The 12,197-nt window shown below is 33.3% G+C and carries 10 protein-coding genes; 3 read left to right on the top strand and 7 right to left on the bottom strand.

From position 1 onward, the window contains the following. Positions 1 to 50 precede the first annotated feature (50 nt). The 6 genes from ribB to tpx all read right to left on the bottom strand — a co-directional run bounded on the left by ribB (position 51) and on the right by tpx (position 7,443). Positions 51 to 1,205, bottom strand: coding sequence for a 3,4-dihydroxy-2-butanone-4-phosphate synthase (ribB, locus tag BMZ09_RS10475; protein WP_090840290.1), 1,155 nt, complete (start codon positions 1,203 to 1,205; stop codon positions 51 to 53). 50 nt (positions 1,206 to 1,255) lie between these two features. Next, on the bottom strand, positions 1,256 to 3,427 hold the full coding sequence (locus BMZ09_RS10470; RefSeq protein WP_090840288.1) for an LptF/LptG family permease: 2,172 nt from the start codon (positions 3,425 to 3,427) through the stop codon (positions 1,256 to 1,258). 6 nt (positions 3,428 to 3,433) lie between these two features. Then, the gene (locus tag BMZ09_RS10465) at positions 3,434 to 4,069 is read right to left on the bottom strand and encodes an outer membrane lipoprotein periplasmic chaperone LolA1 (protein WP_090840286.1); all 636 of its coding nucleotides are present in this window, start codon (positions 4,067 to 4,069) and stop codon (positions 3,434 to 3,436) included. A 12-nt stretch (positions 4,070 to 4,081) separates the two neighbouring features. Further along, positions 4,082 to 6,514 carry a DNA translocase FtsK gene (locus BMZ09_RS10460; protein ID WP_090840284.1) on the bottom strand — a complete coding sequence of 811 codons (2,433 nt, stop codon included), beginning with the start codon at positions 6,512 to 6,514 and terminating at the stop codon, positions 4,082 to 4,084. A gap of 61 nt (positions 6,515 to 6,575) precedes the next feature. Continuing rightward, positions 6,576 to 6,944: a diacylglycerol kinase gene (locus BMZ09_RS10455; protein ID WP_090840282.1), complete on the bottom strand. Its 369-nt coding sequence runs from the start codon at positions 6,942 to 6,944 to the stop codon at positions 6,576 to 6,578. Further along, positions 6,937 to 7,443 carry a thiol peroxidase gene (tpx, locus tag BMZ09_RS10450; RefSeq protein WP_090840280.1) on the bottom strand — a complete coding sequence of 169 codons (507 nt, stop codon included), beginning with the start codon at positions 7,441 to 7,443 and terminating at the stop codon, positions 6,937 to 6,939. The genes BMZ09_RS10455 and tpx overlap by 8 nt, the downstream gene beginning before the upstream one ends. Before the next feature lie 225 nt (positions 7,444 to 7,668). On the opposite strand from tpx, the gene BMZ09_RS10445 reads away from it, so the two are divergent. The 3 genes from BMZ09_RS10445 (at position 7,669) to BMZ09_RS10435 (ending at position 11,225) form a co-directional block, all read left to right on the top strand. Continuing rightward, positions 7,669 to 8,265: a fasciclin domain-containing protein gene (locus BMZ09_RS10445; protein ID WP_090840278.1), complete on the top strand. Its 597-nt coding sequence runs from the start codon at positions 7,669 to 7,671 to the stop codon at positions 8,263 to 8,265. A gap of 222 nt (positions 8,266 to 8,487) precedes the next feature. Beyond that, positions 8,488 to 10,680, top strand: a complete 2,193-nt coding sequence (gene katG, locus BMZ09_RS10440) for a catalase/peroxidase HPI (RefSeq protein ID WP_090840276.1) — start codon at positions 8,488 to 8,490, stop codon at positions 10,678 to 10,680. 71 nt (positions 10,681 to 10,751) lie between these two features. Next, positions 10,752 to 11,225: an ankyrin repeat domain-containing protein gene (locus BMZ09_RS10435; RefSeq protein WP_090840274.1), complete on the top strand. Its 474-nt coding sequence runs from the start codon at positions 10,752 to 10,754 to the stop codon at positions 11,223 to 11,225. A 41-nt stretch (positions 11,226 to 11,266) separates the two neighbouring features. On the opposite strand, the gene BMZ09_RS10430 is transcribed toward BMZ09_RS10435, so the two are convergent. Beyond that, complete coding sequence (locus BMZ09_RS10430; RefSeq protein ID WP_090840272.1) at positions 11,267 to 12,166, bottom strand: LysR family transcriptional regulator; 900 nt, start codon at positions 12,164 to 12,166, stop codon at positions 11,267 to 11,269. Positions 12,167 to 12,197: the final 31 nt, after the last annotated feature.

Genomic DNA, 12,197 nt, shown 5'->3' with positions numbered 1-12,197 from the left:
AAAGCTCCAATTATTATAATTGGAGCTTTTTTTTATGTCTTATAATTAGCTTAGTAAGCGACGTACTCTACAATCTCTAAACCATATCCTATCATTCCAACACGTTTAGTTTGTTGAGAATTAGAAATTAGTTTTAATTTATGAATGTTTAAATCATGAAGTATTTGTGCTCCAATTCCAAAATCTCTACTATCCATTGCAATTGCTGGTGCTTTTACAATAGTATTTGGTTTTTGCTCACTTTTTAATAATGATAAACGTTGTAAAAGATTCATCGATTCAGCTTCCTGATTGATAAATAGGATAGCTCCTTTTCCTTCCTCGTTAATAACACGGAACATGTCATCTAATTTTTCGTCAGCATTGTTGGTTAATGTTCCTAAAATATCATTATTTACTAAAGTAGAATTAACACGTGTTAAAACGGTATCTTCTTTTTTCCAATCCCCTTTAGTTAAGGCAATATGTACTTGGTTATTTGTAGTTTGTTGGTAAGCTCTTAATCTAAAACTACCAAATCTAGTTTCAATATCAAAATCATCTTTCTTTACAATTAAAGAATCGTGATCCATTCTATAAGCAATTAAAGCTTCGATAGATACTAGTTTTAAGTCAAACTTTTTAGCAACTTCAATTAATTGAGGTAAACGTGCCATTGTTCCGTCTTCGTTCATAATTTCTACAATAACTCCCGCTGGTTGTAAACCTGCTAGTCTTGCAAAATCTATAGCTGCTTCTGTATGTCCTGTTCGTCTTAAAACACCACCTTCTTTAGCAACTAAAGGAAAAATATGACCTGGTCTTGCTAAATCAAAAGGTTTAGTCTCTCCATTAGTCAATGCTTTAACTGTTTTAGCTCTATCTCCTGCAGATATACCCGTAGTAACACCTTTACCTTTTAAATCTACAGAAACCGTAAATGCGGTCTCCATATGATCTGTATTATTGGTAACCATCATGTGTAAATCTAACTCCTCACAACGTTGCTCTGTTAGAGGTGTACAGATTAAACCACGACCGTGAGTGGCCATAAAGTTTATCATTTCCGGTGTTACTAATTCGGCAGCAGCCACAAAGTCTCCTTCGTTTTCTCTGTCTTCGTCATCAACGACTATAATAACTTTTCCTGCTTTAATGTCTTGTATAGCTTCTTCAATTGTATTTAATTGAAAAGAAGTTTTGTTTTCTTTATCTGTAGTAATCATAATAAATGTGTTGTGCTGCAAAGATATTGCATATTTATTACTTAGTGTAGCTAAGCGTTTGTTTTTTGGCGCCTTTTAAAGTGTACTAGTGGGTAACCTATAAAGCCTAATAGCGTCAAAAATGGGCTTTCTTTTTTCTGTTTTAACGTCTGTATTATTGTATTGTAAGCAAAGTATGATTTTACGTAATTATAAATAAATACAATAAAACTGATGGCACTAATTTGTATGCCTGCTAATGCTAACTGTGGTTGCTTATTGTTTTTTAATATAAAATAAGAGACAAATAATACTGCTGTAATGGTAAAGAATAAAAGACTTAATCTTGAAATTATCCTATAGTCTTTAGTATCTGCATCCTTTAGAACAATAGGAGCTTCTTCTGTCACATCAATTATCGACTGTGGTTTTAAACCATTGTAATTAGTCCCTATAGATAGTTTTTGCTTACGTAAAAAGTGAGTTAAAGGGTATATAATAGCCCCAATAACTTGTTGTACTATCGTTTCTTTTTTATGCTCGGTTTTAGAAATTAAGCTATTAAAAGAAGTACAAGATTTTATATAATTAAACACAAATACTATTAATGCAATCGCACTTATTTGTAATCCTGCAGTTGCAACTTGTGGTAATTTATTATTTTTTAATACAAAGTACAGCAATGCTAACACTATTGCAATAGCAAAACTTACAGTGCTTATTTTTGAGAGTATTTTATTATTTTGAATGTCTTTGTCTTCAAAATATACAATAACAGCATCATTGTCTAAAGCATTAACTTGTAGTTTTCCTTTATTAAATTTTTGGTTGAACCATTGCTTAATTGGCTCAGTAATATGATCAAATTCAAAAATACCGCGATCTTGCGTTGCTCGCTTGGTTAAAAAGATACTTAAAGGTAGCATGATTAAGGTTGAAAACCATGCGGAGAGGGCGGGATGGAGGTTTCCATTTTTTGCGCTATTCTCTGCAAATAGACCAATAAAGTGGTAGCTTAAAAATAATACAATTGCTATTACCATTGGTAATCCTAATCCTCCTTTTCTTATTAATGCGCCCAATGGTGCACCAACAAAAAAGAGTATAATACAAGCAACAGCCAAAGCAAACTTTTTATGTAATTGTATTCCGTGTTTATAAATCGAAGAATTTTTAACTTTGATTTGACCTTTTTTTGATTTTATAATTTGTTGTGTACTAGAGATGCTATTAATAGCGTAGTCTAAAATTTGTATTTTACGTTTGTCATTAAAAATGTCAAGTATTACGCCATCATAAACACTGTCTTTTTTAGCATTTACGGTTAAGTTTAATGTTGCTAAATTGGTTCTGGCAAATAAAGCAGTTGAAAATTCTTCAATAACATTATTACGGTCTGTTTTTAATGAGTCAATAGCCTCATTTAACTCCGCAACATTTAGCATGGTGTATTTACTATCAATATTTTTCTCGTCTAAATCAATATTATTTAATTTAGATAAGTCCATATTCATAACGTGCTTTTTAAATGCAGCTTTACTAAATGGTTTTTTGTTACGGTCAGCTATTTTTTTAGGAGGAGTATCATCATAATAATACCCATCGTATAAAATTAGTTTTAAAATATTGGATTCTTCAGCACTAGCTAATTCACCTGTTTTCGCAACAATAGTGGTGTAGTTACCAGAAAAGCCTTTTGCACCTTTTTTATGTATGGTAACGCCTTTTAAAAATTTACCGTTTAACCCAGATTTTTCTTCAACTTTTATATTGAAACTTTCTCCGATATCATTAAACTGTCCTTCTGCAATAATCATTGCAGGTTTTACCTTAGCAATGTTTTTACGAAGGTTATAACTATTGTATTCCGCCCAAGGAATAACATTATTACTAAAAAAGAAGGTAAGTATGGATAGGCCAACAATAAAAATCCCTAAGCCTGACATGGCCCGTTGCAGGGATATACCTGTAGATTTCATGGCTGCAAACTCATAATTCTCGGCAAAATTACCGAAAACCATAATAGAAGCTAATAAGATTGTAAGTGGTAAAATTAAAGGAATTAGCGTAGGTGTTATGTACATCAAAAACTTTAAGACTGTTGCTAAGTCTAAATCTTTACCTGCTAATTCTTTAATATATAACCAAATGGCTTGTAAAACAAAAATCAGCATGAGTATAACAAACACGCTGATAAAGGTTTTAAGATATGATTTTAATATGTACCTATCTAATATTTTCACTTAAGATTAATCCAGTTTATTGATGTAATAGTCCTTGTACTTTGTTTCGTCAAAGGTAAATAAGGATTTTGATAAAGGCTCATTAGTTTTAAAAGAATTTACAGTTAAAGTTGTTTTTGTACCATTTTTTCCAACTTCAATTAATCTGTAAATATGTTTTGTTTTAGTGTCAACACCTAGCAGTACATATTTGATTTCAGAATTTGAATCAATAGGAATTAACTTTACATATTGTATCTTTCTTCCACTAACATCTTGTATGATGTCCATTTTATAAGTAAACCCTTCTTTATAAAAAGACAACATTTTACTTGGTGTAATTGTACTTTCATCTTGGTCACTACCTTTAGATACAGTCACTTCTTCATCTTCAGGACTGATACTGTAAATAGTTGTACCGTCAAAAATACGTGTAATACCTAGGATGTTTAAGCGATAGTTTTCGCCTTGCATCACTACGTCACCTTTAGTTTCTTGTTTGATGTTTTCTTCGCTATTTTCTAAAACATATTTAAAATCTATAGCAATGTTATCATAACCTTTTGCTTTAGCAGACACTTCATTAAGTAACTTTTTTGCATCGTTATCTTGTGCAAAAATGGTACTGCTAGCTAATAAAAATAATACTAATAATTTTTTCATTTTAAATGTAATTTATTTCTTTTCGTTTTCTAATAGTTGATCAAGAGCTATTAAATCTGGTACTAACACTTGTCTGGCTTTACTACCTTCAAAACCTCCTACAATACCTGCAGCTTCTAATTGATCAATTAAACGACCTGCGCGGTTGTAACCTAGTTTTAATTTACGTTGTAATAAGGAAGCAGAACCTTGTTGTGCTGTAACAATAATTTGGCAAGCATCTTTAAACAAAATATCTCTGTCTGATATATCTACATCAAGACTTGTGCCACTTTCTTCACCTACATATTCTGGTAACAAATACGCATCAGGATATGCTTTTTGATTCCCAATAAAATCGACAATTTTTTCTACCTCTGGCGTGTCGACAAATGCACATTGTACACGGATCATATCATTACCTTGTGTGTATAACATATCTCCACGTCCTATTAGTTGATCTGCACCACCCGCATCTAAAATAGTTCTAGAATCTATCTTACTAGATACTCTAAAGGCGATACGTGCCGGGAAATTGGCTTTTATAATACCTGTAATAACATTTACAGAAGGACGTTGTGTTGCTATAATTAAGTGGATACCAATGGCACGTGCTAATTGTGCTAAACGTGCAACAGGGGTTTCTACTTCTTTTCCTGCAGTCATAATTAAATCTGCAAACTCATCTACCACCAAAACAATGTATGGTAAATACGCATGTCCATCGTTTGGATTTAATTTACGTGCTTTAAATTTAGTATTGTATTCTACAATGTTACGACACAATGCATTTTTAAGCATTTCGTAACGGTTGTCCATTTCTATACATAACGAGTTTAATGTATGTATAACCTTGGTATTATCTGTTATAATAGCTTCTGCTTCATCAGGAAGTTTAGCTAAATAGTGTCTTTCAATTTTATTGAATAACGTCAATTCTACTTTCTTAGGATCGACTAATACAAATTTAACTTCCGCAGGGTGCTTTTTGTATAGTAATGACGTTAATACGGCATTTAAACCAACAGATTTACCTTGTCCTGTAGCACCTGCCATTAATAGGTGAGGCATTTTTGCTAAGTCAATAACTAAAGTTTCATTACTAATAGTTTTACCAATTGCAATTGGTAAATGCATTTCTGTTTTTTGGAATTTTTGAGAGGCAATTACAGAACGCATCGATACTATTGTCGAATTTTTGTTTGGCACCTCAATACCAATTGTTCCTTTTCCAGGAATTGGGGCAATAATCCTAATTCCTAAAGCGGATAAGGATAGCGCAATATCGTCTTCTAAGTTTTTAATTTTTGAAATTCTAACACCAGCTTCCGGTACAATCTCGTATAACGTTACGGTTGGTCCAATGGTTGCTTTAATACTAGAAATTCCGATTTTGTAGTTATTTAATGTATCTACAATACGGTTTTTGTTTTCTTCTAATTCCTCTTGGTTAATAGTAACCCCTTCGTTATCGTATTTTTTAAGTAAATCTAAAGGCGGGAATTGGTAATTACCTAACTCTAAAGTTGGATCAAACTGTCCAAAGTCTTCCACTAACTTATTCGCTAAATTATCAGTTTCAGACAGTTCTTCTTTTACCGCTTCAACTTCAATTTCCATTGGTAATTCTTCCTCTTCTTCAACTTTCGGGATTTCAATTTCAATTGGAGGCGATGTTACAGCTGCTTTGACAACAGGTTTAACAGGTTCTTGCGTTAGCTCGATAGGTTTGTTAGCTTCAATTTTTGAATGATTAGAAATTGTAGGTTCTACTTTTTTATCGACATCAAAAGCAGATTTTATGTCTTCGGCTTCATCAGAATGTGCATTATCAACAGGCACAAAGTCTTCATTAAAATCGTCTTTAATATTGTTTTTTGCTTTCTTAAATATAGCAGCAATACGTTGTGGCGTAAATTTAAATCTAATAGCTAGGTAGCTAATAAATGCGAATGCCAATAGTAGGATGGTTCCAATCTTACCAATATAATCTTGAAAAAAGCTATTAATTTCAAAACCTATTGTTCCGCTAAGGCTATCATTTTTGTAAGTAAAAAATCCAAAAAGAACAGAAAACCAAATCATTACTAAAATCCCCCAAAACCAATGCTTACGTAATTTGTCTTTACTTAAGTCCGTTAGTACGTATACTCCAGATAAAAAGGTAAGTCCAGAAATAATAAAGGCAGCAATACCAAAACCACGTTGAATAAACAGATCACTGATCCAAGCACCAAGCTTACTTAGCCAGTTTTTTGTTTCAATATCTCTTGATGCAAACTCACTTAACGCGCTTTGATCAACTTTTCCGGTGAATAAGTAGGATAAAAATGCGATAAAAAACAAAACACCTAAGATAATCAAGAAGCTCCCAAGAACTAATTTTTGTTGACTACTTAGTTTAAAATCAGGGGTTTTAATGCTGATTTTCTTTTTAGGTTTAACTGTTTTTTTTGCTTTAGCCATTATTGGGTTTTAGTTTGGGTAAAAATACAAATAGTTAACGTTTATCCTAATGGATAATTGTTTAAAATACCTTTGGAATATAAATAATCAAACCAATGATCGATGCAGCTATAGACGCTATAAAAACAGCACCAGCAGCAATATCTTTAATAAAACCAATTTTTTCGTGATGTTCAGGATGGATAAAATCGGCAATAGCCTCAATAGCGGTATTAACACCTTCTATACTCATTACTAATCCTATGGCAAAGCATTGCATGATCCATTCTGTAGAAGATATGTTGTAATAAAAACCACCTATGGTCATAATAACAGCAATACAAAACTGAATTTTTATACTAGCTTCTGTCTTTAAAAGTAAGAGCATGCCTTTAAAGGCATACCCTACACTTTTTAAACGATTGATTACAAAAGGTTCTTTTTTACTCATTTAATAACGCCTCAAGTGACGCTTTGTAATTAGGTTCGTCAGCAACTTCTTGTACTTGTTCTGTATATTTTACAACGCCATTTTCATCTAAAACAACAACGCATCTAGAATCTAATCCTTCAAAAGGACCAGTAGCAAACTCTAAACCATAGTCTTTACCAAACTGTCCTGTTTTAAAATCTGATAACATCACTACATTATCAAGCCCTTCTGCACCACAAAAACGAGCTTGTGCAAATGGTAAATCTCTAGAAATACATAATACTTTAGTGTTTTTCATTTCTGCAGCTTCTTTATTAAAAGAACGTACAGAGGTTGCACAAGTACCAGTGTCAACACTTGGAAAGATATTTAAAACCACTTTGTGTCCTTTAAAATCTGATAATTTTTGTATTGATAAATCACTTGCAGTTAAAGTAAAGTCTGGAGCTTGAGATCCAACTTCTGGAAGATTTCCTATTGTTTCGACAGGAGTACCGCCTAATGTTATTTTTGCCATTTTGAATTGTTTTGGTTAAAGTATAAAATTAACAATAAATAGATGTTTAAACTATTTGTTTTCTTTTTTTATTCATTTTTAAAATTGAATCTGAAAATCAATGGATTGCTACTCTGGTTTAGTTAATAAAGTGTTAAACGTCTATTTTTTAAAAACCGCCTTGCTTGTGTTCTCGTTTATATGGCTGTAACAAATAAATAACCATTTTAATAAAACACTAAAATTATGAACACTACAACATTAATTAAATCAGCAGTATTTACAGTCGCATTATTTACATCAATCAGCGGTTTTTCTCAAGATAAGATGATGAAAAAAGACAAAATGAAAACCGAAAAAACAGTTATGGTTGGTGGCGCAGAGATGTATCCAAGTAAAACTATTGTTGCAAACGCGGTAAACTCTAAAGATCATACCACATTAGTAGCAGCAGTAAAAGCAGCAGGATTAGTAGAGACTTTATCTAGCGAAGGACCATTTACTGTATTTGCACCAACTAACGCTGCTTTTGCAAAATTACCAAAAGGTACAGTAGAGACATTATTAAAACCTGAAAATTTAGAAACATTACAAACGGTATTAAAAAACCACGTGGTAGCAGGAAAAATAAATGCAAAAGACCTTTTAAAGTTAATTAAAAAAGGAAACGGAAAAGCGACAATCACAACAGTTAGTGGTGGGACGCTTACTGCTTGGTTAAAAGATAAGGACGTGTACATCACGGATCAAAACGGAAACTCAGCAAAAGTAACTATCGCAGATGTTAATCAATCTAACGGTGTGATTCATGTTATTGACACAGTGGTATTACCAAAGTCTTAATTTACTAGGGATTTATTAAGCTTAATTAAAGGCTACTTTGTAATAGAAGTAGCCTTTTTTTTGTTTGATTAGTTAGGTTTGATTAACTTTAAAGACCTGATAGGTGATAAGCTGTATAAGTAAAAGTTATGCTAAAATAAATACAATCAATTTTATTTATCGATTATCGATTAAGTAATAGATTAGTTTTATCAAAAATTAAACCGTAAAAAAACATATCATATGGATCATAGTAATAGTGGAGACGCAAGTAAGTGCCCTTTTTTAAGTGGAACTGTTAAACATACTTCGGGAGGAGGTGTTGAAAATAGAGATTGGTGGCCAAACGAATTAAAACTAAACATTTTACGTCAAAATGCTTCAAAATCAAATCCAATGGGAGACGATTTTGATTATGCAGAGGCATTTGCCAGTTTAGATTTTGTGGCGCTTAAAAAAGATGTTACAGATTTAATGACAGACTCTCAAGACTGGTGGCCTGCAGATTATGGACATTACGGTGGATTAATGATACGTATGGCTTGGCATAGTGCCGGAACCTATAGAGTTGGTGATGGACGTGGTGGTGCAGGAGCAGGAAACCAACGTTTTGCACCTATTAATAGTTGGCCAGATAATGGTAACTTAGATAAGGCACGTTTATTATTATGGCCAATCAAACAAAAATATGGTAACAAAATATCTTGGGCAGATTTAATGATTCTTGCTGGTAACTGTGCGTTAGAGTCTATGGGCTTTCCAACGTTTGGTTTTGCTGCGGGACGTGAAGATGTTTGGGAACCAGAACAAGATGTATACTGGGGAAGCGAAACAGAATGGGGTGCAAATGAAGACCGTTACGAAAATGGCGATTTAGAAGATCCGTTAGCAGCAGTAATGATGGGATGGATTTATGTAAACCCAGAAGGACCAAACGGAGTGCCAGATCCATTAGGGTCAGCACATGATGTTAGAGAAACTTTTGGTAGAATGGCAATGGATGATGAAGAAACCGTAGCACTAGTTGCAGGTGGACATACCTTTGGTAAAGCACACGGTGCAGCAGATCCAAATAAATATGTTGGTAAAGAGCCGCATGGCGCAGCAATTGAAGAAATGAGTACCGGTTGGAAAAATAGCTTTGGTACAGGTGTTTTGGATGACACTATTACTAGTGGGATTGAAGGGGCATGGACACCGAACCCAACACAATGGGATGCGGACTATTTTGACGTGTTATTAAACTATGACTGGGAGCTTACAAAAAGTCCAGCAGGTGCACACCAATGGAAGCCAACAGCAGCTTCTAACGCTAAACGTGCACCAAAAGCAGGAGATGCTAATGGTAGACAAGATTTAATGATGACTACCGCAGATATTGCTTTAAAAGTAGATCCTGCGTATTTAGAGATTTCTAAACGTTTTCATGCAGATCATAAAGCATTTGAAGATGCATTTGCACGTGCTTGGTACAAATTAACACACCGTGACTTAGGTCCTGTGTCACGTTATTTAGGACCAGAAGTCCCTAAAGAAGAATTATTATGGCAAGATCCAGTACCAGCAGTAACATATACATTAAGTAATGCAGATATTACGACTTTAAAAGACGCTATTTTAGACTCAGGATTAACTATTTCTCAAATGGTAACTACCGCTTGGGCATCTGCGTCAACGTTTAGAGGATCGGATAAAAGAGGTGGTGCTAATGGTTCTAGAATTAGATTAGAACCACAACGCAGTTGGGCAGTAAATAATCCAGCGGAATTGGATGCGGTTTTAATAATATTAGAAGGCATTAAAGCTGACTTTAAAGGCGAAGTCTCTTTAGCAGATTTAATTGTATTAGCCGGTAATGTTGGAGTAGAGCAAGCAGTTAAAAATGCAGGGTATACGTTAACGCCAGGATTTACTCAAGGTAGAGGAGATGCAACACAAGCACAAACAGATATCGAACAGTTTGGTTATTTAGAACCTTTAGCAGATGGCTTTAGAAACTATATCAAACCAGGCATTAAGATTGCAGCAGAAGATTTATTAATAGATCGTGCTAACTTATTAACCTTATCAGTACCAGAAATGACCGTTCTTGTTGGTGGTTTACGTGTGTTAGGGGCTAATTATGATGGTTCAAATCATGGTGTTTTTACAGAAAACAGAGGGCATTTAACTAACGATTTCTTTAAAAACATATTAGACTTTACTTATACTTGGAAAGCTACTGATGATGATCAAACTGTTTTTGAAGGACGTAACCGTAAAACTAACGACGTTAAATTTACTGGGACACGTGCCGATTTAATCTTTGGTTCTAACACAGAGTTAAGAGCTATTGCGGAAGTCTATGGTGCTAACGATGGTCAAGAACGTTTTGTAAAAGACTTTGTAGCAGCTTGGACTAAAGTGATGAACTTAGATCGTTTTGATTTAAAATAATAAACAATACAGTAATTATAAAAGGAATGGGTCTAACAACGCATTCCTTTTTTTTATAAAAAATATCCAAAATGGAAACTATAAATACCCTTTTTGAAAGTATAAAAAATAACGATAATGCCACTTTAAAAGCATTGTTAAGTGCTAATCCTAAATTAGCAGACTCTAAAGATCAGCGTGGGTTTACACCCTTAATATTAGCCACTTATTTTGATAACGAAGCTGCTACTAAAATTTTAGTAGAACATAACGCGCCTATTAACGCTAAAGACGCCTCAGGAAATACAGCTTTGATTGGTGTTAGTTTTAAAGGAAACGTCGCTTTTGCGAAGTATTTAATTGAAAATGGTGCCGATTTAAATGCAATAAATGCCAACGGAACAACTGCTTTGACCTTTGCCACACAATACAATAAGGTAGACATAGTAAAGCTACTTTTGGATCATAACGCAGATGCAACCATTAAAGATAAAGAGGGTAAGACTGCTTTGGAGTATGCGGTGGATAAGAAGTTTACTGAAATTGCTACGCTTTTAAGTAATTAGAAAAATATAAAAAGCACCGAAAATAAAGAAACAGCTTGTTATTACATTTTCGATTTAAAAATATCTTGAAGTGTTTTTAATTCTTTTTTATGTTTTAAATCTGTTCTAGAAGCAAAGTATAAAGTGTTTTCGGTGTTTACTTTTCCATCCCAAATACGTTTAATAGATTTCGTTTTTACAGCTTCGTTACACAGGAAATCAGGAACTAAAGCTAATCCACTTTCATTGGCTAAACATCTAATAATAGAAGTAATGTTAGGTAATATGTAATTGGGTTTAAAGGCCGGTTTTTTATTGAAATTCTCAAACCAAAAGCGTCTAAAATGTTCCATTTCGTTAGATGAGCTGTACCACATGTGTTTTAGTAACTCTGCTTCTAATGCTTTAAATTCTTTAGTGTTTATAAGCAATTCAATATTTGTAGTGTCTGTTTTATTTCCAGCAATAAGCACAATGCGTTCTTTGGAAAAGGCTGTATATTCTACCAACGATTTTTTTTCATTCTTCACCTTAGGAGTGATAACCAAATCTAAAATACCATTATTTAAATCTTTAATTAAATTAGTGTGATCGCCAAACCTAGCTACTAAATCAAATTCTAATTTAGCAATTTCAGGTTCAACAATAAGCTGAAACATTTCTGAGCACATTCCAATATTTAAGGATGGATTTTTGTCTTGCGTTGTTTTTTTAAAATGCTGTTCTGCAGTTTCTAGGGTTTTAATAGATTCAATAATATATTCATACAAAAATTTACCTTCTTCGGTAGGAATCATTTTTCTAGAAGTACGTTCAAAAAGTTTTTTACCAACATAGGCTTCTAACGCATTTAAATGTACACTAACACCTGGTTGCGATGCGTACAAAGCAACAGAGGCTTTAGTAAGTGTCCCATTTTCATAGATTTCCTTAAAGGTTCTGTACCATTCTAAATTCACCATAGTATTAAAATATTAATACAAATGTATGATT

The sequence above is a fragment of the Olleya namhaensis genome (genome assembly GCF_900114005.1).
GTDB classification, from domain to species: Bacteria; Bacteroidota; Bacteroidia; order Flavobacteriales; family Flavobacteriaceae; genus Olleya; species Olleya namhaensis.
This window is presented reverse-complemented; position numbering and strand designations above follow the sequence as displayed.

What these genes read in the sequence shown, in the direction of transcription:
- katG (WP_090840276.1), top strand. Translation starts at nt 8,488, where the DNA reads ATGGATCATAGTAATAGTGGAGACGCAAGTAAGTGCCCTTTTTTAAGT.
- BMZ09_RS10430 (WP_090840272.1), bottom strand. Translation starts at nt 12,166, where the DNA reads ATGGTGAATTTAGAATGGTACAGAACCTTTAAGGAAATCTATGAAAAT.
- BMZ09_RS10445 (WP_090840278.1), top strand. Translation starts at nt 7,669, where the DNA reads ATGAACACTACAACATTAATTAAATCAGCAGTATTTACAGTCGCATTA.
- BMZ09_RS10455 (WP_090840282.1), bottom strand. Translation starts at nt 6,944, where the DNA reads ATGAGTAAAAAAGAACCTTTTGTAATCAATCGTTTAAAAAGTGTAGGG.
- BMZ09_RS10460 (WP_090840284.1), bottom strand. Translation starts at nt 6,514, where the DNA reads ATGGCTAAAGCAAAAAAAACAGTTAAACCTAAAAAGAAAATCAGCATT.
- BMZ09_RS10465 (WP_090840286.1), bottom strand. Translation starts at nt 4,069, where the DNA reads ATGAAAAAATTATTAGTATTATTTTTATTAGCTAGCAGTACCATTTTT.
- ribB (WP_090840290.1), bottom strand. Translation starts at nt 1,205, where the DNA reads ATGATTACTACAGATAAAGAAAACAAAACTTCTTTTCAATTAAATACA.
- BMZ09_RS10435 (WP_090840274.1), top strand. Translation starts at nt 10,752, where the DNA reads ATGGAAACTATAAATACCCTTTTTGAAAGTATAAAAAATAACGATAAT.
- tpx (WP_090840280.1), bottom strand. Translation starts at nt 7,443, where the DNA reads ATGGCAAAAATAACATTAGGCGGTACTCCTGTCGAAACAATAGGAAAT.